This is a genomic window from Lacibacter sp., assembly GCF_057361365.1.
Window position 1 is genome coordinate 145,643 of sequence record NZ_JBMQSG010000009.1, and the last position, 24,730, is coordinate 170,372.

At 39.4% G+C, this 24,730-nt stretch carries 20 protein-coding genes; 9 read left to right on the plus strand and 11 right to left on the minus strand.

Annotated features, from left to right (window positions below; genetic code table 11):
* The first annotated feature begins 112 nt into the window (after positions 1-112).
* From nusB to ACO1QW_RS08345, 5 genes are all read left to right on the plus strand, one after another.
* Complete coding sequence (gene nusB / locus ACO1QW_RS08325) at positions 113-1,039, plus strand: transcription antitermination factor NusB (protein ID WP_486257479.1); 927 nt, start codon at positions 113-115, stop codon at positions 1,037-1,039.
* A gap of 43 nt (positions 1,040-1,082) precedes the next feature.
* A complete protein-coding gene (locus tag ACO1QW_RS08330; RefSeq protein ID WP_486257481.1) occupies positions 1,083-1,538 on the plus strand; it encodes a DUF1573 domain-containing protein in 456 nt (151 codons plus the stop codon).
* Between the two features lie 6 nt (positions 1,539-1,544).
* Entirely contained in the window at positions 1,545-1,877 is a 333-nt protein-coding gene (gene yajC / locus ACO1QW_RS08335) for a preprotein translocase subunit YajC (RefSeq protein WP_486257483.1), read from the plus strand.
* A gap of 91 nt (positions 1,878-1,968) precedes the next feature.
* The gene (coaE, locus tag ACO1QW_RS08340; protein WP_486257485.1) at positions 1,969-2,565 is read left to right on the plus strand and encodes a dephospho-CoA kinase; all 597 of its coding nucleotides are present in this window, start codon (positions 1,969-1,971) and stop codon (positions 2,563-2,565) included.
* On the plus strand, positions 2,562-3,236 hold the full coding sequence (locus tag ACO1QW_RS08345) for a CPBP family intramembrane glutamic endopeptidase (protein ID WP_486257487.1): 675 nt from the start codon (positions 2,562-2,564) through the stop codon (positions 3,234-3,236). Before coaE ends, ACO1QW_RS08345 begins: the two co-directional genes overlap by 4 nt.
* 75 nt (positions 3,237-3,311) lie before the next feature.
* On the opposite strand, the gene porQ is transcribed toward ACO1QW_RS08345, so the two are convergent.
* The 3 genes from porQ to pafA all read right to left on the minus strand — a co-directional run bounded on the left by porQ (position 3,312) and on the right by pafA (position 8,707).
* Entirely contained in the window at positions 3,312-4,376 is a 1,065-nt protein-coding gene (gene porQ / locus ACO1QW_RS08350; protein ID WP_486257489.1) for a type IX secretion system protein PorQ, read from the minus strand.
* Positions 4,377-4,532: 156 nt separating this feature from the next.
* A complete protein-coding gene (lon, locus tag ACO1QW_RS08355) occupies positions 4,533-6,938 on the minus strand; it encodes an endopeptidase La (RefSeq protein WP_486257490.1) in 2,406 nt (801 codons plus the stop codon).
* A 116-nt stretch (positions 6,939-7,054) separates the two neighbouring features.
* Positions 7,055-8,707 carry an alkaline phosphatase PafA gene (gene pafA / locus ACO1QW_RS08360; protein ID WP_486257491.1) on the minus strand — a complete coding sequence of 551 codons (1,653 nt, stop codon included), beginning with the start codon at positions 8,705-8,707 and terminating at the stop codon, positions 7,055-7,057.
* 146 nt (positions 8,708-8,853) lie between these two features.
* Between pafA and ACO1QW_RS08365 the strand changes: the two genes are divergently transcribed.
* The gene (locus ACO1QW_RS08365; RefSeq protein WP_486257492.1) at positions 8,854-10,161 is read left to right on the plus strand and encodes an aminotransferase class I/II-fold pyridoxal phosphate-dependent enzyme; all 1,308 of its coding nucleotides are present in this window, start codon (positions 8,854-8,856) and stop codon (positions 10,159-10,161) included.
* A 259-nt stretch (positions 10,162-10,420) separates the two neighbouring features.
* The gene (locus ACO1QW_RS08370; RefSeq protein WP_486257494.1) at positions 10,421-12,895 is read left to right on the plus strand and encodes a T9SS type B sorting domain-containing protein; all 2,475 of its coding nucleotides are present in this window, start codon (positions 10,421-10,423) and stop codon (positions 12,893-12,895) included.
* 71 nt (positions 12,896-12,966) lie between these two features.
* On the opposite strand, the gene lolA1 is transcribed toward ACO1QW_RS08370, so the two are convergent.
* Together lolA1 and ACO1QW_RS08380 are read right to left on the minus strand one after the other, a co-directional pair.
* Positions 12,967-13,647 carry an outer membrane lipoprotein periplasmic chaperone LolA1 gene (gene lolA1 / locus ACO1QW_RS08375; RefSeq protein WP_486257496.1) on the minus strand — a complete coding sequence of 227 codons (681 nt, stop codon included), beginning with the start codon at positions 13,645-13,647 and terminating at the stop codon, positions 12,967-12,969.
* A 192-nt stretch (positions 13,648-13,839) separates the two neighbouring features.
* Positions 13,840-16,374 (minus strand): FtsK/SpoIIIE family DNA translocase, encoded by a 2,535-nt coding sequence (locus ACO1QW_RS08380; RefSeq protein ID WP_486257498.1) that lies wholly within the window; start codon positions 16,372-16,374, stop codon positions 13,840-13,842.
* A 95-nt stretch (positions 16,375-16,469) separates the two neighbouring features.
* Here ACO1QW_RS08380 and ACO1QW_RS08385 point away from each other — a divergent pair, with 95 nt between their 5' ends.
* Complete coding sequence (locus tag ACO1QW_RS08385; protein WP_486257501.1) at positions 16,470-18,383, plus strand: sensor histidine kinase; 1,914 nt, start codon at positions 16,470-16,472, stop codon at positions 18,381-18,383.
* 2 nt (positions 18,384-18,385) lie between these two features.
* On the opposite strand, the gene ACO1QW_RS08390 is transcribed toward ACO1QW_RS08385, so the two are convergent.
* From ACO1QW_RS08390 to rpsA, 3 genes are all read right to left on the minus strand, one after another.
* Complete coding sequence (locus ACO1QW_RS08390; RefSeq protein WP_486257503.1) at positions 18,386-18,772, minus strand: DUF423 domain-containing protein; 387 nt, start codon at positions 18,770-18,772, stop codon at positions 18,386-18,388.
* A complete protein-coding gene (locus ACO1QW_RS08395) occupies positions 18,765-19,271 on the minus strand; it encodes a shikimate kinase (protein ID WP_486257505.1) in 507 nt (168 codons plus the stop codon). Before ACO1QW_RS08395 ends, ACO1QW_RS08390 begins: the two co-directional genes overlap by 8 nt.
* Positions 19,272-19,495: 224 nt before the next feature.
* Complete coding sequence (rpsA, locus tag ACO1QW_RS08400) at positions 19,496-21,400, minus strand: 30S ribosomal protein S1 (protein ID WP_486257507.1); 1,905 nt, start codon at positions 21,398-21,400, stop codon at positions 19,496-19,498.
* A gap of 320 nt (positions 21,401-21,720) precedes the next feature.
* On the opposite strand from rpsA, the gene ACO1QW_RS08405 reads away from it, so the two are divergent.
* Complete coding sequence (locus ACO1QW_RS08405; protein WP_486257509.1) at positions 21,721-22,278, plus strand: RDD family protein; 558 nt, start codon at positions 21,721-21,723, stop codon at positions 22,276-22,278.
* Between the two features lie 16 nt (positions 22,279-22,294).
* On the opposite strand, the gene ACO1QW_RS08410 is transcribed toward ACO1QW_RS08405, so the two are convergent.
* From ACO1QW_RS08410 to ACO1QW_RS08420, 3 genes are all read right to left on the minus strand, one after another.
* Positions 22,295-23,080 (minus strand): hypothetical protein, encoded by a 786-nt coding sequence (locus ACO1QW_RS08410; RefSeq protein ID WP_486257511.1) that lies wholly within the window; start codon positions 23,078-23,080, stop codon positions 22,295-22,297.
* A 47-nt stretch (positions 23,081-23,127) separates the two neighbouring features.
* The gene (locus tag ACO1QW_RS08415) at positions 23,128-24,042 is read right to left on the minus strand and encodes a 1-acyl-sn-glycerol-3-phosphate acyltransferase (protein WP_486257513.1); all 915 of its coding nucleotides are present in this window, start codon (positions 24,040-24,042) and stop codon (positions 23,128-23,130) included.
* Between the two features lie 107 nt (positions 24,043-24,149).
* Complete coding sequence (locus ACO1QW_RS08420; RefSeq protein WP_486257515.1) at positions 24,150-24,716, minus strand: hypothetical protein; 567 nt, start codon at positions 24,714-24,716, stop codon at positions 24,150-24,152.
* Between the last annotated feature and the right edge of the window lie 14 nt (positions 24,717-24,730).

Genomic DNA, 24,730 nt, shown 5'->3' on the forward strand with positions numbered 1-24,730 from the left:
GTACTTATTGAACGGGGCTTTCAACAAGCTTCATATTCAAAAATCAATAAATATCAAATATAAGGCAAAGCAATACTTATCTTTGCGGTTTGTTTAAACAAGTTCTTTCCACATGATCAGCAGAAGAAACATACGGGTAAAGGTGATGCAAACGTTGTACACCTGTTTTACCAGAGAGGGTGATATTACTAAAGAAGAGGCTATTCGTACACTAGACAAGCACATCGACCAGAGCCGTCAGCTTTTTGTTTCCCTAATTTACATACTAACAGAAACAGCACGTTACGCAGAAGCAGATGCCCGTCAAAAAGCATCTAAGCATTTGCCAACCGCTGCCGATCTGAATATCAACACCAAAATTTCCGGTAACACGTTGCTTTGGCAATTATTGGAAAGCCCGTCTTATGACAAGGCAGCGAAGGAAATAAAACCTGAGCTGATGGGCGCTGAAGATTGGATTCGGAAATTGTATTTCGAGCTCGTGGCATCGGAGCCTTACAAAGAATACATCCAGGTTGAAGGGCGTGAAAAGAAAAAGGAAAAGGAAATTCTTGAATTCATATTCACCGACCTGATGCTGCCAAATGAAGATTTTATCAGTTTTGTTGAAGAGCGCTTTCTCCATTGGGAAGATGATGCGGAAATGATCAATCTTTTAATGCTCAACCTGCTGCAAAAACCGCACACTGCCGATTTTCAGCAATTTGTTGGCAATGAAAAATTGAAATTTGCAAAAGATCTTTTGTTGAGTGTAATTGAGAAGGAAGAGGTTTGTAATGATTACATCAAGGATAAATTGGTGAATTGGGATCCTGAACGTACGGCCATTCTGGATATGATCCTGATGCGTATGGGTATTTGCGAATTCCTGTTCTTCGAAACCATTCCACCTAAAGTGACCATCAACGAGTATATTGATCTTGCAAAAGATTACAGTACACCCCAAAGTGGTCATTTTGTAAATGGTATTCTTGACAGCATTCATAAAGATCTGGCCACGCAGAATAAACTGCACAAAGTGTCTTTTAAGAAACCATAATGAAGGCTTTCCTTTACATTTGCAATCCGATAAATCACTACACATGAAACAATTGATCCTCTTATCTACTTTCATCGCTTTTCTTACTGCATGCGAAAATGCCGACAAGAAAGCTGCCGATGCTACTACTCCTGCAACAATTGAGCAAACTACCGCACCTGCGGCATCTATTGATGTAACAACTGTGCAATGGCTTGATTCTACACAGAATTTTGGCAAAGTAACAGATGGTGAAAAAGTAGTGATCACTTTTCATTTTAAAAACACCGGTTCAAAGCCGTTGGTTATATCAAACGTTCAGGCAAGTTGCGGTTGCACTGTTCCATCAAAACCAGAAGAGCCCATTGCACCAGGTGCTGAAGGAAAGATCACCGCAGAATTTAATAGCGAAGGCCGTGTTGGTAAAGCATCAAAAAATATTACTGTAACAGCAAATACAAAAGAAGGCATCACTGTTCTTATGTTTGAAGGTGAAGTACTTCCTAAAAAAACAAAATAAACAAACATGTACGAATTACTCTTATTTGCAGGCGATCCCAAATCAGGTGGTGGAAGTTTCCAGTTAGTTTTTCTTGGATTGATGATCCTGGTATTCTGGTTGTTCATGATCCGTCCACAAGCTAAAAAAGCAAAGCAACAAAAAACATTTATCGATAATCTTCAGAAAGGAGATAAAGTAGTGACTATCGCAGGTATTCATGGCGTTGTAAACAAAGTAAATGAAGACGGTACTCTTTCATTAGAGATCAACCCAGGTAGTTATATTAAAATTGAACGTAGCTCTATCAGCATGGATTGGACAGCGGCGCTGAACAAAACTGCTGAAGTAAAGAAATAACAACAGCCGATAATAAATAGCCGGTAGTTTATAGTCGCAGAAAAATCTGGCTAACGACTAAGGGCTACCGGCTATCGGCTTTTTACAACTTATGCTAAAGATTGGTTTAACAGGAGGAATTGGTAGCGGTAAAACCACCGTTGCAAAAGTATTTGAGGTGCTGGGTATTCCTATGTATTATGCCGATGAAGCCGCCAAAGAATTAATGCATACAAATGAGCTGTTAAAAAAACAGCTCATTTTACATTTCGGCAAAGAGACTTATTTCGACAATGGGCAACTGAACCGTAAACATCTTTCGTCTATTGTTTTCAGCAATAAAGAAAAACTTGAATTACTAAACAGTCATGTTCATCCTGCTACTATTGCTGATGCGAAAGAGTGGTTTGATAAACAGCGATCGGCTTACGTTATAAAAGAAGCGGCTCTTTTATTTGAAAGCGGAACATCAGAAGGACTTGATTATATTATTGGCGTTACTGCACCAACTGCATTGCGTATTAAACGTGTTATGGACCGTGATGGAGTAACTACCGAAGAAGTGAAAAGAAGAATGGCCAACCAGGTTGATGAAGCATTAAAAATGAAACTTTGCGATTTTGTGCTGCACAACAATGAACAGGAATTATTGCTTCCGCAAATAGTAACATTGCATAACCAATTGATCAAACGATCAACCCAACCATGAGCTTTTTATTTATCATCATTATTGCAGCAGGGCTTCCTTTTCTTACGGCACAGAGCTATAAGAACATCAAAAAAATGGAAGCTGAACTCGATGGCGCACAGATAGCCAAGATACCGGTGTACCTGCAATCGATGGTAATGCAGATTATTCTTTGCGTGCTTGCTTTCTTTGCCGCCCGCAGTGAAAAAGTTGAAATACCATTTAACAGCAATTTCAATTACATTTCCATTATTGCATCGGTTGCATTAATTGGTATTGCATTAGGTATTGCATGGCTATCGCAAAAATTCTCTAAAGAGAAAGACGAAAGCACACTTCATCATATTTTACCAGATACGAATCTTGAACGTCTTATCTGGATTCTTGCCTGCGTGGTTGCTGCATTTTGTGAAGAGTATATTTATCGTGGTGTATTGTTTCAGATGATCATGGGTTATATGGACAACATCTGGTGGCTTGCTGCATTGTTAAGTGCTGTAGTATTTGCATTTGGTCACGGCACACAAGGTGAGCGTGCTATTATACAGATCATTCCTTTTGCAGTAGGTTTTCAATTTCTTGCATGGATCAGCGGAGGATTATTATTACCAATGATCGCACATTTCATTTATAATATTTTGGTAGAAGTATTATTTGGCGATAAGATCAAAAAAGATGCAATAAGTCAATAGGAAATAGACAATTGACAATAAACAAAAAATCCTGGAATAAATCAATTTGCCTATTGCCTTTTGCTTATTTAGCAATCACCACCCAACTTTCTCTCCCCAACTACCCAATCCAAAATACTTATTAAGCGGCATGGTTAATCCTATTTGATTGTAGGCTGTGTTATTTTGAAAATGTGTGCGGGCATACCGGAATTGCAATTTTGAAAAAAGCACTCCTGCCCCCAATGAAAACCCTGTAAGTCCATTACCGCCGTTACTGACTTTTAATTCTTTTCCTCTTAAAATATTATAAGCTGCAGTTACTTCTACCCTTTCGCCAATTAGTATTTGTGTGGCGAAAACAAAATGCTGAAATATCTTATCAAGTGTGATCTTTTTGGTGGAAGCGTTTTCAAAACCATTTTCATTATTAAATAATGTATCGTTATACAAAATATCAAAACGATGTAAATGATGAGCAGTTACAGAAAAACGAATGGGTGCTTTCGCTAATCGTTTTGATATTCCTGCCTGAAGATCAAACGGTAATTCTTCCGGCTCAGCAGGATTGTATCGTTTCAATTGCCCGCCCATATTTACTGCCACAATACTTGCCTGGAAAAAATTGGCGGAATCCCGATACAATACACCCACATCGGCAGCAATAGCAGATGAACGATAAGGGCCATAATTGCTTGATAAGAATTTTAAACTCACCCCATATTTCCAGCGAGTAAGATATTCCCGGCTTGCCTGCAACTGAATAACAAAATCACGTGGCCGATAAACACCTTCAATATTTCCGGCAGCATCGGTTTGTTGTGTTGCACCATAATCGAAATAAAGAATGCCAGCAGCAAAATTTGTGTTTAACTTTTTATTTCTAAAAGCCATCATCCAATGCACATTTTTCACTCCAGCATACAACGCATTAAAATTTGCCGCCATTTGCGTATGCATACTTGAATCGAGGTGAGCCGGGTTAGAGAAAGCAAGTGAAACATCATTCGATTCGTTGGTGAGATTTATTCCGCCTAATGCAGATTGTTGCGGTGACGCAGGAAATTTCAGAAAGTTATATGCGGCTCTGCCACCCAGCGTTTGTGCAAACAAGCCAGCAGAAACAAACAAAACAAACACGAAAGAGATCAATCGATCCATAGCAGCATAACTAAGGCTGTAATTTAGGCAAAAAAATATCCCCCATGGAAATGGGGGAAGCTCTTTAACCCTTAAAACAACCAACATGAAATAAATTCGTGTCGTTGATTATTATAACAGCTCTTTACGAGCTTGGTTCACTAACATTAAAAATAATTACAACAATGCGAGGTCAAGTACCTGCTGCATTGTTTTTACATAATGAAATTTCATGCCCTTAATGTATAAGGAGTTGATTTCCTGAACATCCTTTTCATTTTGCCAGCAAAGCACTACTTCTTTTATACCTGCACGTTTCGCCGCTAATATTTTTTCTTTGATGCCCCCAACTGGCAGCACTTGTCCACGAAGTGTTATTTCACCCGTCATTGCTAAAAACGGTTTCACTCTGCGGCCGGTGAAAGCACTTGTGATTGCGGTGAGCATTGTAACGCCAGCACTGGGTCCATCTTTCGGCACTGCTCCTTCGGGCACATGAATATGAATGGTTTTCTTTTGAAATTCATCTGTGGAAACTCCAATCTTTTTGGCATTTGCCTGCAAGTAACTTAATGCAGTTGATGCACTTTCCTTCATTACGTTACCCAGGTTGCCGGTTAAGCGTAATTCTCCTTTGCCTTCTGCCAGGCTTGCTTCAATAAATAAAATGTCGCCACCAACCGCAGTCCAGGCAAGACCAACAGCAACACCAGGCATATTAGCCGTTTTATAAATTTCATTACTGTAGCGTGATTTGCCCAGTATCTTTTCAATATCGTTTGCAGTAAGTGTTGGTTTTAGCTTTTCCTTCATGGCATATTCTTTCGCCTGCGAACGCATGATAGAAGCCAACTGACGATCAAGTTCACGCACGCCACTTTCACGTGTATAGTCTTCAATCACCTTGCGTAAAACAACATCACTTATTTTAAACGGAAATTTTTCTAGACCGTGTGCTTCCTTTTGTTTTGGAACAAGGTAATTTTTTGCGATCTCAATCTTTTCCTCAACTGCATAACCACTCAGATCAATAATTTCCAACCGATCTCTTAATGCTGGCTGAATAGAAGCTAAACTGTTTGCAGTTGCAATGAACAATACTTTGCTGAGATCATATTCTAACTCGAGATAGTTATCGTAAAAGGTATGATTCTGCTCGGGATCCAACAACTCAAGTAATGCACTTGAAGGATCCCCACGAAAATCATTTCCCAGCTTATCAATTTCATCAAGAATCATTACAGGGTTTGATGTTTTTATTTTCCGTAATGATTGCAGGATGCGTCCGGGCATTGCGCCAATATATGTTTTACGATGTCCCCTTATTTCGCTTTCATCGTGTAAACCGCCTAAGCTAATGCGCACGTACTTACGGCCAAGTGCACTCGCTATACTTTTTCCCAATGATGTTTTACCAATACCGGGAGGGCCAAGCAAACATAAGATGGGACTTTTCATATCACCCTTCAATTTCAATACAGCCAGGTATTCAAGAATGCGTTCTTTTACTTTTTGTATACCATAGTGATCATGATCCAATACTTTCTTTGCTTTTTTCAAATCGTATTGATCAGCGGTATAATCACCCCAGGGAAGATCTAGCATGAGATCAAGATGATTATATACTACAGAATAATCAGGCGTAGAAGGATGCATACGTTCCAGCTTTTCAATTCCTTTGCGGAACATTTCTTTTGCAGCATCGCCCCACTTTTTTGCTTCAGCTTTTTTCTTCATCTCCTGGATCTCGAGATCATTCGCATCTCCGCCTAATTCTTCTTTGATGCTTTTCATCTGCTGTTGCAGAAAATAATCACGCTGCTGTTTATCCAGTTCCGTTCTTGTCTTGTTAGTTACCTTATTCTTAAGCTCAGTATACTGTAATTCTTTCTGCAATAACGTAAGCAAAAGTTCTGCACGATGTTTTATCGTGGTTGTTTCCAATAAGCGTTGCTTTTCAGAAATATCACTATTAAGATTATTACTTACGAAGTGAACAAGAAATGCAGGGTTCTCTATATTTTTTAAAATTATTGATGCTTCGCTGGGAATATTTGGCGACAGTTGAATGATCTGTGCAGCCATGTCTTTAATTGATCCTGCAACTGCTTTAAAATTTTCATCTTCAGGTGTTGGTTCTTCCTTCAACACTTCAATGTTTGCTTTAAAAAATGGATCATCGGAAGTAAGCATGTTAATGCGAAAACGTTTCTTTCCCTGTATGATTACAGTTGTTCCTCCATCTGGCATTTTAATCAACTTCACCACCTTTGCAATAGTGCCTGTATATTCAAGATCTATCACTGTGGGATCTTCCACATTACTATCTTTCTGCGCAACCACACCCACCAGCTTATTGGTTTTGTAAGCTTCATTTACTGCTTGGATGCTTTTGTCACGCCCAACAGTAATGGGCAATACAACACCCGGAAATAAAACGGTATTTCTCAGAGGCAAAATCGGCAACTCTTCCGGAATTTCAATATCCTCATCGCTATCACTCTCTGCTTCATTCAACGGAATGATGGGTAAAAAATCTACATCTTCATCGCCAGGTCTTAAAAACAAACTCTTTTCGTTCATAGTTTTTTCTTTAGTCATTTTGACAGATAAGCCCCTGTAAAAGGGGCTATCTTATCGCTAAACTTATATTGCCAAGATTAATGCCAGAGGCATGACCCTGAAAAATCTTCATGCATCTACTCTACAACTGCAAGTATGGGTTTACCTATACAACCGCTGGGCATTTGTATGCACAGTAAGGCCGCAAGGGTTGGAGCAATATCTGTCATATTCACTTCCTTATTGCTTTTGCCGGCTTTAATTCCCCAGCCATACCAAAGCAAAGGAATATGGCTATCATAGGGGTTCCACAAGCCGTGCGTTGTTCCTGTTGGGCCGCCATCTATCCAACCCGGCGCAAACATGATTTGTATATCGCCACTGCGCTTCGGATGCCATCCATTAGCAATACGTTCTTTTATCAATATTGGCATTGGTTGTTCTGTTACTTCATCTATTTCAAACACACGATCAACGCCTTTAATGCCTTTTGCATATTTGATCACTGTTTGAACAATAGCAGAACGATCGAGCTTGGCAGAATCAATTGCCTGGTTGTTAAGAGTTACCTGGTAATTGTAAGCACTCAATACAAGATTGTCAATGGAAAAAGCAGTTTTCAATTGTTTGTTCAAATCGCTCAGCATCCTGTTATCATCCACGGCGCCACCTGGCAATTTATGTTCTGTTGAAAAACCGGGCACATGTGCCACGCCATGATCTGCAGTTAGGAAACTTACATACTGTCCTTTGCCAACTGTTTTATCAAGATACTCAAACAACTCGCCAAGGTCTTTATCTAAACGTAAAAAACCATCTTCTGCTTCAATTGAATTAGGGCCAAAAGCATGGCCGATATAATCGGAAGAAGAAAAGCTTACAGCCAAGAAATCTGTGATGGCATCTTTCCCTAACTCTTCATTGGCAATTGCTTCTTTTGCCAACAACATGGTTATTGTGTTACCATAAGGTGTTGAAGAAATGGCACCATAATTTTTACCAACAAATGATTTCAAATTGTAAGGGAACCCTTTTTGATCTGCACCAAATGGCTTACCCTCATACAAATTTTCATCTTTTGTACTTTGCACATAACTGTTGATAGGATAAACAGTGTTCCAACCTTTTTCATAAAAAGCATCAGGATGTTTTTTATCATTGAATGATTGTACCCATTTGGGCAATTCATTCATATAATAAGTTGAAGTTATCCAGTTACCACTTCTTGAATCGTACCAGTAAGCAGCATTGGCACTATGACCTGCAGGTAAAATTCCTCCTCTGTCTTTTATAGCAATACCAATTACTTTACTGCGAAAATTTGTTGCCAATCGCAATTCATCACAAATAGTTGTTGCCAGCATGTTACGAGGACTCATTTCACCAGCAGTGGAAGTGCTCCCAACTGTTTTCACTGTTTTATCTTCAGCGCAATAAACAGTTCTCTTTTGTTCGTTATCAAACCAGGCATTGCCTGCAATTCCGTGAACCGCAGGAACACTACCAGTATAAACACTTGCATGACCACAACCTGTTATTGTAGGAACATAATTGATAAATGTGTTTTCACAGCTCATCCCCTGGTTCAGCATACGTTTAAATCCACCATTTGATGCATAGCGATCGTAGTAGCGGTAGAGATAGTCCCAACGCATTTGATCTACCATGATTCCCACTACCAGCTTAGGCCGATCAATACCATTTATTGATGTGGGTTTATTAGTGGACTTCTGCTGAGCGTTCACTTGAAGAAACGAGAATAACAGAAGGAAAAATGCAACAAAACGCATATGATTGATTTAGTGGGCAAATATACCTCTGAACGGCAGTAAGCAAAGCGGTTTTTCCCGAATAAACGGCTAACAGCAAGTCTTTATCAATCAGCTCCAAACCCTTACCTTTGCGGCAAATTTTTCACCCTTAACAATTTCATCATATGGCGGATATTTTTGAGAAGCTGATTAAGAATTACGGGCCCATTGGCCAACACAGAGAGCGTGCACATGGCTATTTTGCATTTCCTAAGCTTGAAGGCGAAATCAGCAGTCGCATGATGTTCAGAGGCAAAGAAAAAATTGTGTGGAGTCTTAACAACTATCTCGGTCTTGCCAACCATCCAGAAATAAGAAAGGTTGATGCAGAAGCAGCACAACAATGGGGACTTGCATACCCAATGGGTGCACGTATGATGAGTGGTAACTCAAACCTGCATGAACAACTTGAACAAGAGTTGGCGGAATTTGAGATGAAAGAAGATGCCATTTTGATGAACTTCGGTTACCAGGGTATCATGAGTGCAATTGATGCAGTGTGTGGTCGTCATGATGTGATTGTTTACGATGCAGAAAGTCATGCATGTATTATTGATGGGTTACGTTTACACCCCGGTCATCGTTATGTATTTAAGCATAACGATCTTGAAGATTTTGAAAAACAAGTGCAACGTGCAAGTACTTTAATTGAAAAGCAAGGCGCCGGTGGTATACTTGTTATTACTGAAGGTGTGTTTGGTATGGCTGGAGACCAAGGTAAATTGAAAGAGATCTGTGATCTGAAAAAGAAATACGATTTCAGAATATTGGTGGATGATGCACATGGTTTTGGAACACTCGGTAAAACAGGTGCAGGTGCAGGGGAAGAACAAGGGTGCCAGGATGAAATTGATCTTTACTTCAGCACATTTGCAAAATCGATGGCATCGATTGGAGCTTTCTTAGCAGGCCCACGTGTGATTATTGATTACATCCGTTACAATATCCGTTCGCAGATATTTGCGAAGAGTTTACCAATGCCCATTGTTGTTGGTAACCTCAAGCGTTTGGAAATGTTGAAGACCATGCCTGAGCTGAAAGAAAAGCTCTGGAGCAATGCACGCAAGTTGCAAGGTGGTTTAAAAGAAAGAGGGTTTGATATTGGCAAAACAGACAGTCCTGTTACACCGGTGTATATGAAAGGTGGAGTTGAAGAAGCTACTGCTATGGTGATGGACTTGCGTGAGAACTATAACATTTTTGCCTCGATTGTTGTATATCCTGTAATTCCAAAAGGACATATCATTTACCGTTTGATTCCATCGGCTGCGCATACCGATGCAGATATTGAGCAAACACTTACGGCTTTTTCTGAAACGAAAGCAAAGCTTGATGCCGGTGCATATAAAGTTGAAGCTATTCCGGATATGGCCGAAGATACCGTTACAGGTAAAAGATTTGATTATATGCTCGACAGACCGAAAAATAAATAATCTAAAGAGTATTTGAGAAAAGAGGCCGTATCAAGCGATGCGGCCTCTTTATTTAACAGGCATGTAGAAATTACGGTAAACTTTACGAGTTTTCCTCATATATGCTAATTGTTCCCTACTAGCGAATACGATACGGTTGTATTTTTCGTTTCTCTTCTTTATTTTCGGGCATAACTCAATCATAAAATCCGTTGAGTTTCGATCAGAAAACTGATATCGCTAAAAACCAATATTCTAATTCGACCCAAAAAAATACCACATGAACTGGCTTAGAAAAACCATATTACTAACCTGCTTACTTATTGCTGCGCTTTCATCATTTGCACAAATTGATACTGAGTTTTGGTTTGCAGCACCGGATATAACTTCATCCAGTAACAAAGACAAGCCGATTATTTTTCGCATCACTTCATTCAAAGAAGCTGCGACTGTTACTATATCCCAGCCGGCTGGTGGGGGTATTGCCACACAAATCATTAATCTTGCCCCCAATTCCAGTGCAAAAATAGATTTGACAAGTTCTATTAATCTTGTTGAATGTGCACCGGCGAACATCGTTCAAAATAAGGGTATAAGAATAACTTCGACGGCACAGATTTCTGCTTATTACGAAGTAAATAACGTAAACAACGTAGGCCTCAATCCCGAATTGTTCGTTCTCAAAGGAAGAAATGCCTTGGGAAATAGTTTCTTTATTTCATCTCAGAATTTTGGAGGAAATGGCGGCGGAACTCCTACTCCCTATTCATCATTCAATATTGTTGCAACAGAAGACAACACCAGCATTACAATAACGCCGACAAAAGATATTGTGGGTCATGCTGCGGGGGTACCCTTTACAATTACACTTAACCGTGGCCAAACGTACGCAGCCATTGCAACTTCGCAAGCAGCTGCTCAGCATCTCGAAGGATCACGGGTTACTTCAACGAAGCCTATTGCAATTACTTTAGCTGATGACTTTATCAGTTCTCCCGGATTTGGCTGCTCCGATTTGATTGGAGATCAAACAATACCAGTAAGTATTACGGGCACTGATTATATCGCCACTAAAGGTTATTTATTAGGGAATCTTGAAAAAATATATGTGACTGCCACAGCAAATAATACCACGATATCGCAAGATGGGATTGTCGTTACTACACTTAATGCGGGTCAATCGTTTCAAATAAATCTTGCAAACAATTCGACATTTATTCAAGGTTCTAATCCAATTTATGTTTACCAGGTTTCAGGTATTGGATGTGAATTAGGTGGAGCAATTTTACCCCCAATAAAATGTACAGGTAGTCTCTCAGCTACTTATGCAAAAAGTACAAACCGGGAAATATACATGAATGTGATTGTACGCAGTGGAGGCGAATCGTTTTTCAAGGTAAACAACAATAGTAGTGTAATTACAGCAAATAAGTTTACGCCTGTTCCTGGTACTGCCAATCAATGGTTAACTGCAAGCATTCTGTTGTCTAATTCATTTTCACCACTTGATTCACCCGTTACGGTAACCAACACCCGCACATTTTTTCATTTAGGAATTTTAATGGGAAACGATAGAGAAGGAACAGGTTATGGTTTCTTCAGCAGCTTCAACAATAATTACGCAAATGCAAGCACTACCACGCCATTCATTTGCGATGGTGGTAAAATTGCACTTTTTGCCGATACCCTATTAACAGCAACATATCAGTGGGCCGGGCCAAATGGATTTAGCAGTAATCAGCAAAACCCTGTCATTAACAATGCAACCACTGCAAGCGCAGGAAAATATTACCTCACTGTATCGTTACCCGGTTGTGGCAATCAACTCGACTCTCTAACAATTGGTATTGGCGGAAGCAAGACATCAACTGTAAATCGAACCATTTGTGAAGGCGATACAGTGGAAGGTTATACAACCAGCGGAACATATATCGACACACTAAACACAGCTCTTGGTTGTGATAGTATAAGAACATTAAACCTGATTGTATTGCCGAAATCTGTTCTTACGCTTACACAAACTATCTGTGAGGGAAATTCAGTTTTCGGTTATACAAAAAGTGGAATTTATATTGACACGTTAGTGGCTGCAAATGGTTGCGACAGTATCAGAACAATCAATCTTACTGTATTTCCCCGAGCCAAATCAACAATTACGCAAACTATTTGCCAAGGACAAACCTATCTGGGTTATTCAAAGGCAGGAACTCATATAGATACATTGATTGCAGCAAACGGCTGTGATAGCATAAGAACATTGATATTAAAAGTTGACACTCAACCGAGGCCCAATCTCGGTCCTAATAGAGAGCTATGCGTTGGCGATACTATTCAACTTTATCCCGGTCTATTTGCTACTTATCTCTGGCAAGACAACTCAACCAACGATAAGTTTACAGTTAATCAAACAGGAACATATTCTGTAACTGTAACTAATGCTTGCGGTTCAGCTTCCGATAATGTCGCAATAAATAGTGTTGATTGCGTGATTCTCTTTCCCAATGCATTTACTCCAAATGGTGATGGAAGAAACGATTACTTTAAAATTCTAAACGCATTTAATCTCACCGATTATAAGTTGACTATTTACAACAGGTGGGGACAATTAGTATACTCTACTAACGATTTCAAACAAGGATGGGATGGTCGACTAAAAGGCTTGCCGCAAGATCCGGGTATGTTTGTTTACTATTCCAGCTATAAGAAAGACAACATTCCGGTTACTACCAAAGGAACATTCATCCTGATCAGATAAATTAAAACTTCAGCAAAAAATAAAAGCCACATCAAAAGATGTGGCTTTTGCATTTATCAACTAAATTTCTTTTAGCGAAGATCAACAACTTCTACTCCTGGATATTTTGCTTTATCAAACACAAATTGCGCATCCGCAACAGTAGCTTTACCGTTAAGCGTGGCAACAGTGTAAGTATATTTGTTTCCACTTTTCTCCAACACTTTTGTACTGTAAATTGTTTGCGCAAGCTTATCTACCCAAACAATTACTTTGAAGAAAGATTTTGTTTTATCAACTGGTGTCAACTCAATTTCCTGTAAGGTTTTACCTGCTTCTTTCTTTTCTCCATTTAGTTTGTAAAGAAAATCTTTATCATAAAAATTGGTAAACAACTTCTGTGGTGTGATAGAATTTTGTGAAGCATCGTATTTCGAAATGGTTACTTCATTCACCGATTTATCGTAATTCCAGATATTGCTTCCATCGCAATAAATGTCCTGGCCACCTGTAATGTTTACACGATATTTCGTTCCTTTTGTAAATAAAGATCCTTTCTTAATACCCAATACTTTGCCTTTCCCATCTTCATTTTTAAATGAAAAAGTTGCCTGAACCGCTTTAAAGGTTTTGAACTTTGCACTTACTGCGTCAAGAATTTTTTTGGCTGCCGGATCGCTTTTGCCAAGACTCTGATTCTGAGCCATGACAGACAAACTAAATATTGCAGCTATTGCTGTTAAAACTGTCGCTTTAAATCTAATTGCTTTCATTCTGTTCCCTGGTTTTTATATATGGATCGTTTGCACAATCCGGTTGTTTAGTATTCAGAGTGCTCACCAAACCGATTGGTTGCAACTAAAAAACTTAAGAATTTGTAAAGGATGTTAAACAAATCTAAGGCCGCAAAGATAGGCATCTGGCTGAAAAAGGTTGAGCGGGTGCCGGCTGGGAAACTTTAACAACTACCCCATCATTTCAAGGTGCTGATTTAGCTCCGATTCTGTCTTGATCAACACGTCCCTTGCCTTACTTCCCTGGCTTGGCCCCACAATCCCGGCTGCCTCCAACTGATCCATTAAACGGCCGGCACGGTTATAACCCAGCTTCATACGGCGTTGCAGCAACGAAGTAGATCCAACTTGGTTTTGCACGATCAAACGGGCAGCATCTTCAAACAGTGAATCCCTGTCAGACAAATCAAAGTCTTTACCCTCCAACTCTTTTTCATCAACATATTCGGGAAGCAAGAAAGCCTGGGGATAGCCACGCTGCTTACTGATGAACGAAACAATATCATCCACTTCTGGTGTATCAACAAAAGCACATTGCAAACGGGTAAGTTCACCATTGTAACTAATGAGCATATCACCTTTACCGATCAACTGCTCAGCACCACCCGTATCAAGGATCGTACGACTGTCGACCTTAGACGATACTTTAAAAGCGATCCTTGCAGGGAAGTTGGCCTTAATTGTACCCGTGATAATATTTACCGAAGGACGTTGTGTGGCAATGATCAGATGAATACCAACAGCACGGGCTAACTGAGCCAAACGTGCAATAGGCATTTCAACTTCTTTACCCGCCGTCATGATCAAGTCCGCAAACTCATCAATAACTAATACAATGAACGGAAGATACTGATGGCCTTTTTGCGGATTTAATTTGCGTGCAACAAATTTCTCATTGTATTCACGCAGGTTACGACAGCCTGCCTCTTTCAACAAATCGTAACGGTTATCCATTTCAATACACAACGCATTTAATGTGTTGATCACTTTCTTTGTATCGGTAATGATCGATTCATCTTCACCGGGAAGTTTCGCTAAGAAATGATTTTCAATATGGCGGTATAAACTTAATTCTACTTTCTTTGGATCGATCAGTACAAACTTTAATTGTGATGGATGTTTTTTATACAACAGAGAAACGAGTATTGCATTCAACCCAACAGATTTACCCTGACCGGTTGCACCAGCCATAAGCAAGTGAGGCATGGTAGTAAGATCAACGATAAAGTTTTCGTTGTCGATCTTTTTCCCAATTGCAATAGGCAAACCAAAATTATTATGCTGAAATTTTTCTGAAGACAATAATGTTTTCATACTCACAACTGTCTTCTTCACATTCGGCACTTCAATACCAATTGTTCCCTTACCAGGAATCGGTGCAATAATACGAATGCCTAATGCGGCAAGACTCAATGCAATATCATCTTCCAGATTTTTAATTCTTGAGATACGCACACCCGCAGCAGGAACAATTTCATACAATGTTACTGTTGGCCCAACCGTTGCAAATATTTTCTGTATTTCAATATCGTAATTTCGGAGTGTACTGATGATTTGGTTTTTGTAACTCTCCAGTTCGTGTGGATCCTGAACAATTTTTTCACTACCGTGATTTTCCAATAAATTCAGCGAGGGGAATTTATAATCTTTCAAATCAAGAAACGGATCGTAAGGCGGTAAATTCTCTACTACTTTTTTAACCGGAGCTTCATCACCATCTTCTTCTTCCTCATCATCCGTTATATTTTTTATTTCCAATGCAGGTCCTACTTCATCTTCCTCAATTTTCGACGGTCTTTTCGGTTTTTCTATTGCTGGAATATCCATTTCCACCACAGGTTCGTTTTGCGGTTGTTCCACCACAGGAAGCGGTGTGGCAGCAATAATCTCTTCTTCTCTTTCATTAATGATAAAACCATGAAGAGAATTTTCTTTTTCTTCTGTTAACGGAAGCGGTGTAAAAGATGATTCTTTTTTGAGTTGATTTTTTGCCGTTTGCTCGTTTGCAAATTTTTCATTTACGTCGATAGCTACCCGTTCCGCAATTTCTTCAGGTAAAGCATCAACAACAATTTCTTTCGGCTTGCGTGCAGGCAATTTAAACACCGGGTTAAATCGCCAGATGACGTATGAAGCAGCAGCCAATGATAAAATCAAACCTGTGCCCGCTGTACCAACAAAACCATTTAACCAACTTGCTGAATAATTACCAAACGCCCCACCCCATGGAAAACCAAACCCTTTCATAAAAAATGAAAAGAATACGGGCAACACCAACAACCCAACCAAGACATATTTCAGGTTGCGTGCCATCGAAAATATTTTTTTACCGAATAAGAAATTGGTACCGATGATAAAAAAGAAACTACAGATAAGATAAGATGATACGCCAAATCCTTTATAAAAAAACAAATGGGATACCCATGCGCCAAAACGCCCCAACAGGTTTGCAACTGTTACTTCTTCGTCAAACAATACACCTGCTCCGTGACGAAGTACCTTATCCTGGTCTTCTTTCCAGGTAAACAGATAAGATGTAAATGCAATAAACAACACAAGAGAAACAATGAGCAAAGCAATACCGGCGATCTTGTGCGTTCGCTCATCCTTCACCAATTCCTTTACATTTACCTGCTCCTCTTTTTCCTGCTTCAACTGTTCAGGATTTTCCTTTTTCTTCTTGTCTTTCGTGCGGTTTGAGGCCATAAAAACAAAGATAAAGAATGGAAACATCCTAACAACAGGCAAAAGGAATCTGCTTTGCCCAAAAATTTCTATCTTTCTGCTGAACTTTCTGCTGCATGAAAAAATACTGTTTACCCATTATTCTGCTGTTCCTGAATTTTTCCGTGGCTCATGCCCACCAGGATACAAGTTTATCAGTGATCTACACCTCAAAGGTTATTAACCTGCATTTTCTTCAGCCGAACATGCACGTGTTTGTTGATAAGCAAAACAACACCGATATACAAACGCTTCGTGGTTCAATGTTCCTTCACCTGAACGAAAAACCAAAACGCAGCATTTCAAAAAATTACCTCAGCGGTTCAAATATTTACCTTCTTTTCTGGATCAATAATGATGAAGACAAGCCACGCAACTTTTACATTTCGCCCGGGATTTATGCCAGGGAATGCGTTGTTTTTTCAAGGATCAATAACAGTTACCCATGGAAAGAAATTGAAGGCCAGATCGATCCTTCTAAAAATGAAAATGCCTATCGCTATTTTACAGTTCCGCCCGGTGTGGAAATGCAAATACTGGTGCGTTGCCGCTATGCACGTGCAGCAGTAGTGACGTTAAGGCCTTTCCTGATCAATCCTATTTATTTTGACGATCATGTTAATAAAATTCATAACAACTGGTACGGTTTAAACACATTCACCTATTTATTGTGCGGGTTAATGTTAATGATGTTGCTTTATTCTTTCGCCAACTATGTGCAAAATTATAAGCGATCGTTTCTCTATTATTCAATCTATGCTTTATCTATAGGAGCATTGCTTTTTTTGAAAGCAGTTCTATACCAAAGATCCATACCATTCAATTTCTTTTATGAAGAATATTTCGATTACTTTCTTCAAATAATAGGTTACATTTTCTATATCGGCTTTACCCGGATGTTTCTTGATACGCCGAAGAATTACCCGTTGTTGAATAAGATATTCATTATGGCCGAAGTAATATTGGCTGTATTTCTTACTGTTTTTACAATTTTATATTTCACAGGTGCATCTTATGGCAAGCTTGAATCGACAGAGAATGCAAGTAAGTTCTTTCTCATCTTCCTCGGAATTATGTACCTCGTTTTGGGAATTGTGAAACGCAACCGTTTAATGAATTATTTACTTGCAGGTAATATCGCAAATCTTATTGGCGGCGGTATTTCTATGTTTCTCATCTTTTCTCCTTCGACAAATCTTTTTCCATCGACCGGGCTATTTCGCCAATCGTTGTTTTATTTCGAAGTAGGCATTTTACTTGAACTCGTTTTTTTCCTGCTGGGTCTTGTGTACAAAAACAAAATTGAATTGATTGAAAAAGTAAAAATGGATGAAGCGATTAAACAGGAAGCCGACCGTCAGGAGTACGAAAAACAGATTGCTATATTAAGTGCTCAGCAAGATGAACGTAGCCGCATATCAGCCGATATGCACGATGAATTGGGAAGCGGTGTTACTGCTATTCGCTTGCTTAGTGAAATTGCTCGACAGAAAACAAAAGAACAACCTGTTGAGGAGATATCCCGTATTTCCTACAATGCAAATGAGCTCATGACCAAGATGAATGCGATCATCTGGAGTATGAATCCCGGTAATGATACCGTAGCTAGCCTTGTAGCTTATATCCGTTCTTATGCTTCTGAATACCTTGATAATTTTGATATGGATTACAACATCAATGTAGCAACTGACATTCCTTCAACCGAAGTATCAGGTGTAAAACGTCGGAATATCTTTTTGGTGCTGAAAGAGTCGATCAACAATGTAATGAAGCATGCAAAAGCAACTTTGGTAGAAATCAATATTCGTTTCGAAAACGATCACCTGCTTGTAGAAATTGTCGACAACGGAAAAGGGATCGACCCTGAAAAACTCAACCAGTTTGGAAACGGTTTAAAAAATATGCAACGAAGAATGGAAAGTATTGGCGGCAGTTTTACAATTCTCAACAACAATGGAACAACCATACAATTGACAATGCCTTTGCACTGATCCTATTTTTTTCGAACGCCTACAAACAAACAAAACCAGCCAGCAATAAAGCATACGCCTCCTATTGGTGTAATAGCGCCCAACCAATTAACGGAAGTTGATCCTGCAGCTTTTGACAGCACCATGATGTATAATGATCCGCTGAAGATCACAATACCGGAGAGGAAAAAATTACCAGCTCGTTTATACCAAACATTTTGCTCTTGTTTTAATAAAACGCCTGTAATGGCTATTGCAAACAAATGATAGAAATGATATTGCACAGCTGTTTGCCATGTTTGAATCGCTTTTTCATCAACCATTTCTTTTAATGCGTGTGCACCAAAAGCCCCAAAGACAACTGCTATTACTCCCAGTATAAAACTAATGCTTAAGAAACGCTTATCCATTTCTACGTATGATTTTTTGAAAGTTATCGAGACTCATATATTCAGCAGGCAAGTGATACATGGCCTGGTGATAAAAATGTTCCCGCTCGGAAAGCTTGCCCGAAATAAATTGTGCAAGCACATCATCATTCATACCGGCAATTAACGGTCTTGTTTCTTTTTCTGAATGCAAACGTTTTACCAATAAATCAACCGGGCTTTTAATATAGATAGTTACGCCTTGTTCATTCATCCGTTTCATGTTATTGTGAAAACAAGGCGTACCCCCGCCACAGCTGAGAATAAAATTGTCGAGCTTCATGTAAGTGCAAAGCGTTTCTTTCTCCATTTTTCTGAATGCTGCTTCGCCATTTTCTTCAAAAATTGCGGTTACCGCTTTGCCTTCACGTTTTTCAATTTCTTCATCAAGGTCATAAAATTTCAATCCAAACTTTTCGCCCCATTGCTTACCCCAATATGTTTTACCACTGCCCATAAAACCTGTAATGAAATATCGCATGAAAGAGTTAGTTGTTTGCTACGAAGGTAGTGAGTCATGAGTGATGAGTTATGAGTTTGGTCACTTATTTTAGGAGTGAATGGTCAATGGTACAATAATCGATATGCAAAACTCCTAATTACGAAATAGTAATTTATCATTCACAACTCAAAATTCATCACCGTAAAAAAAAGCCCATCGTTTTTCAACGATGGGCTGTAATATAAAGATCAGTTGTTACTGTCTTATTCTGCGCTCTTGCTTTCTTCAGAACCGCCATCTAATTTTTTCTTCAGATCGGCGAGAACACCTAAGTCACCAAGTGTGGTTTTCTCCACTTTGCTTTGCATATCCTTCACTGCTTTTTTAGTGCGGGCAGCATCAGCTTGTTTTTCTTTGAACTCAGCATTCTTTTCATCAGCAATTGCTTTTTCCCAGATACGTGCATGACTAATAACTACACGCTTTTCGTTGCGATCAAATTCGATCACTACAAACGGTGCAGTTTCATCCGCCATTACCTGTTTGCCATCTTCCTTGTTCAGGTGACGGTTAGGAGCAAAACCTTCAATACCATAAGGTAATTGTACAATTGCACCTTTGTCGTCTTTTCTTGTTACATGACCTTCATGAACGGTTCCAATTGCAAATGTTTCTTCCAATGCATTCCAAGGATCTTCTTCCAGTTGTTTGTGACCTAACTGGAGTTTACGATTTTCCTTATCAATGCTCAGGATCATTACTTCAATATCCTGTCCAACCTTTGTGTATTCACTTGGGTGATTGAAACGCTTGGTCCAGCTAAGATCACTGATGTGAATCATACCGCCGATACCAGCTTTCAATTCAACAAACACACCGTAAGGAGTAATGTTTTTCACTAAACCTTTGTGCTTGCTTTCTACAGGGAAAGTTTCTTCAATTGTGCTCCATGGATCCTGGCTCATTTGCTTGATAGAAAGACTCATCTTACGAGCGTCTTTATCAAGTGTAACGATCTTGGCTTCATGCTCATCGCCCATTTTGAAGAATTCTTTTGCATTAACCGGCGTGTTAGCCCAGCTGATTTCACTTACGTGAACCAGACCTTCAACACCTGGCATAATTTCTAAGAATGCACCGTAGTCTTCAATGTTTACAACCTTACCTTTTACAGTATTACCTTCAACGATTGATTCGCTGAGTGTATCCCATGGGTGAGGAGTCAATTGTTTCAGACCAAGGCTGATACGTTTCTTATCATCGTCGAAGTCAAGAACTACAACGTTCAATTTCTGATCCATCTTCAACACTTCTGTCGGATGGTTGATACGGCCCCAGCTGATATCAGTGATATACAACAAGCCATCAACACCACCGAGGTCAAGGAACGCACCGAAATCAGTGATGTTCTTGATAGTACCTTCCAGTACCTGACCTTTCTCGAGTTTGCCCATGATCACCGCACGTTGTGCTTCAATATCGCTTTCAATCAGTGCTTTGTGACTTACAACAGCGTTCTTAATGGTTTCATTAATTTTCACCACTTTAAACTCCATTGTTTTACCAACAAACTGATCGTAATCTGTAACAGGCTTCACATCAATTTGTGAACCTGGTAAGAATGTTTCCATTCCAAATACATCAACGATCAAACCACCTTTTGTTTTGCTTGTAACAGTACCGGTAACAATTTCGCCAGTTTTGTGCACTTCCATAATGCGCTCCCAAGCACGAGTAATGCGTGCAAGTTTGCGGCTAAGGTGTAAGTGACCTTCTCTGTCTTCTTTTTCAACAACCATTACTTCAACAGTGTCGCCAACTTTTAAACCTGGCAAATCACGGAACTCGTTCAAAGAAACGAGACCATCACTCTTAAAGCCGATGTTTACCACAACGTCTGTTTTTGTTAATGCCACAACCTGGCCATCAACAATTTCAGCATCGTTTACTTGCTTGAACGTACCATCATAAACTGAATCGTACTTTTCACGTTCTTCTTTCGTGTAAATAGCAACGTTACGTTTGTCAACGCTCCAGTCAAAATCATCATGAGCAGTTTGCTCAATTACAGGTGCCTTTGTTGTCGCTGTAGATGTTTCGGCAACTTGTGTTGCTTCCACGTTCTCCTGTGCATCAGCGTTTGAGTTAATAATTTCGTTTTCTGACATAAAATAGCCCCGATTTGTTTAATTGATTCGGGGGTGCAAATGTAGGCTAAAAAGCTGTTGGGACAAGGGTTTTAAGCGTGGTTTTTTTGCTAAAGTAAAGAGCCTTCTTAATAGGCATGGCAGGTGTTTTATGGCATCGCCATTTGCAGGAGTTTATCCGGATAGCTATCGAAACTCGTGTCAGGGCTTTTAATTATGATTACCAATGCTTTAGATTTCGAATTGCACATCTCTTTTGCAGAAAACAAGCCCATTCAGCTCCAGAATAAAGCATGGCCTGCCTAATTGCATTTCCGTTATTTTTATAAGCTATGGAGCAAATGGAAAACTTACTAAACGATTTTGAAGAACCGCAGTACACGTATGTAGGCTTCTGGCCACGCTTTGGAGCGTTGTTTATTGATGCACTTATTTTGATTGCGGTATCGTACTTTATTAAACTTCCATTGCAGGAACTCGACAATGAACTGGTAGTGTTAATAGTGACGGCAATGGTTCCCCTATTCTATCACTTGCTTCTCGAATACAAGTTTGCCGCAACGTTGGGAAAAATGTTATTGAAGATAAAAATTGTGAATTACGAAATGCAACCGCCCACGTTAAGCAATATCATTCTTCGCAATATTATTTATATCGGTTTGCAATTTGTTTCTTTTGGCAAAGACTTGTACAATTATTACAAGGCCCAGTCATTTGAATTTGACCAACTTGATGGCCTGGCGAGTTACTTTACACCCATGGTGATAGTGGGCCTGTTTTATTCTGCAGGCGTTTTTGTCATTTATATCATCGAATTAGTATTTCTTCTGAACGATCAAAAACACAGGGCACTGCATGATAGAATTGGAAAAACATATGTGGTGAGAAACCTGGCTTGAGCGATTATTAAAAGCCTTATGCCGGGTTCACTTTCATACTCCTCACCAAGCCTATCACAATCATAAAAAAACAAAGCCCAATTCCACCATAAGCTAAGGTTACAATTTCATTGTAATTCCTTTGCGAAACAGAGATACCATACAACGCCCACATCACCACAAGCGTATAAAAAAAATCTTTGCGAAAGATAGAGAACACTGCACCGAGTAATGCTGCAATTGTGATCATGATACAACTCCACATCACCGCATCAATACCAAAGCCATCCCATTTATAATATACCAATAAGGCGGTTGTGTTTGCGATAGTTGCAACACTTATCCATCCTAAATAAACAACAAACGGAACGTAAAGAAATAAATTCATTATACCGCTGAGTTTTAATCTGTGGGGTTGCAGTTTTATATAGATCAAAATCAGCGTCGCTAAAAGCCATAACATAATGAGCAATGACAATTCAACCAATAAAAAATGCCACATGATGATCCAAACTCCATTTAGTGCACATGATAGTATAAAATAGGGTGCTATGGTTTTTATCACCGCCATCATTGTGTGAGCATCATTCTGATTCCATAAAATAGCTGAACTGTAAATAACATATCCAAGCAGCAACAAATAAATAACTCCCCATATACTGAATGTAAAACCAGCCGGTACAAATAAGTTTGGATACATGTCGCTTATCTCGCCTGTGTTATAACCGTTAAGTGGTAAAGCATTGGCTAATACATTCATGGTGATCATGAATACGAACAAGAAAGCCTGGTAAATGGCAAGTCGGCGTGTGTTAACTATCATGGTTCAGATCTATTACAATAATTACACCTAAACCGTTAAACTGTTCACTATTTCCACAACACATAACTCTTGGCCAGCAACGGAAGCAATAGCACAGAAGCAACTGCCCACCATGCACCAACAAAACAATACAGCACTATAGCAATGGTGAGCAAATAGAAAGGATACAAAAAAGCCATCAGGCAAAACAAAATACTATCATAATACTGCTCACCACGAAGCTTCCATGCAAGACGTTCTAGAGGAAAATAGAAAAGAATATGTGTCAGTAAACCCAGCATTGCGGGAACCAACAGCAATGGCTTAGGAATTCTGGCTACGTTAACGCCATCAGGTATTTCTGATAATTGCTGTAACTGCACTTCAGCAGCTTTATTAATTGCAACTGACGCCGCACCACTTTCCATATTGTCTGTAAGCACTTCTTTGCCAAACTGCGTTCCGAAATTGATATCAAAAGATTTTGGAAACTCAACAAATGAATTGTACCTCACCCACACCGGTAAAAAAGTTACATCCAAGCCATCAGCCCATGCCTGCATCAGCATACGTGGAGCACCTTTTTTTAATGGCAATTGCAATGTAGTTTGATGCTTACAAAATCCTTCAACAAAAATGAGCACATGTTCACCGCGCTGCAATACTTTTCTTACTTCCTGGAATGTTGCATCATTATTTGCAAGCTGCTCTTTGCCATCCGTCATCCGATAAATGGGAATCATATTTACAGAGCGTAATATTTTCCTAACAATTGGATTCTTAAACACTCCGCTCCTTGTAATGAAATGCACACGATGATCCATTACAGCACCCACAATAACCGCATCAAGAAATGAATTAGGATGGTTAACACCCAATATCATGGGTGTTACAATTTTGGTGGCGTCCGGGTTGTAAATACTCAACCGTTTTGCAAAAATCCAGAAACAAAGTTTGGTGAGGATCTTGGTAAAAATATACATCCGCTGATAATCATTAAGTGGGCAAAGTAACTGAAAAATCCAATGGCAGCCACTGTAAACAAAAAACGCCACCGGCTAAGGTGGCGTTATTACTAATCAATAAGATTTTATTGCTCAGAAACAAGCTTGCCTGTTTCATCAAGCACTAATGTTTTTTTCTTTCCAGCTGCCTCTACGATAATTTGAAAAAGATTGGGATTTTTTGGCTTTTCGATCTTGATCACATCTGTTGGGCTTTTTGGAAAACGACGCAGGATTTCATCTAACACCGGGCGTGGGGTTTGTTCTCTCGTCATAGGTGTTCGTGTATCAACACGTTCTCCATTGCTGTGATAAGTTGCAGTTGAACGCCAGATACCATTGCCAAATACTACCGTCCAGTCACCACGGTTCTTAGTCCATGTAGCATTTACTGCGTTTGGATATTCACCTGCAAATACGCTTCCTACTTTTGTGGGAATATTCTTTCTTGTTTTTGCATTGCCATTTTGCTGATCGCTATTAGATGAGGCGTTGCTATTATTTGCGTTGTCTTGAGAAGAATTATTATTTTTCCCTTTAGCTGTGTTTTCATTTTTTGCTTTGTCTTTGCCTTTTGATTTTTCCTTGCCCGCTTGCGCAAAACCAATTACGGATAATGAAAGAAGAATAACAAGACTAAGTAGTTTTTTCATGTGATAATTTGTTT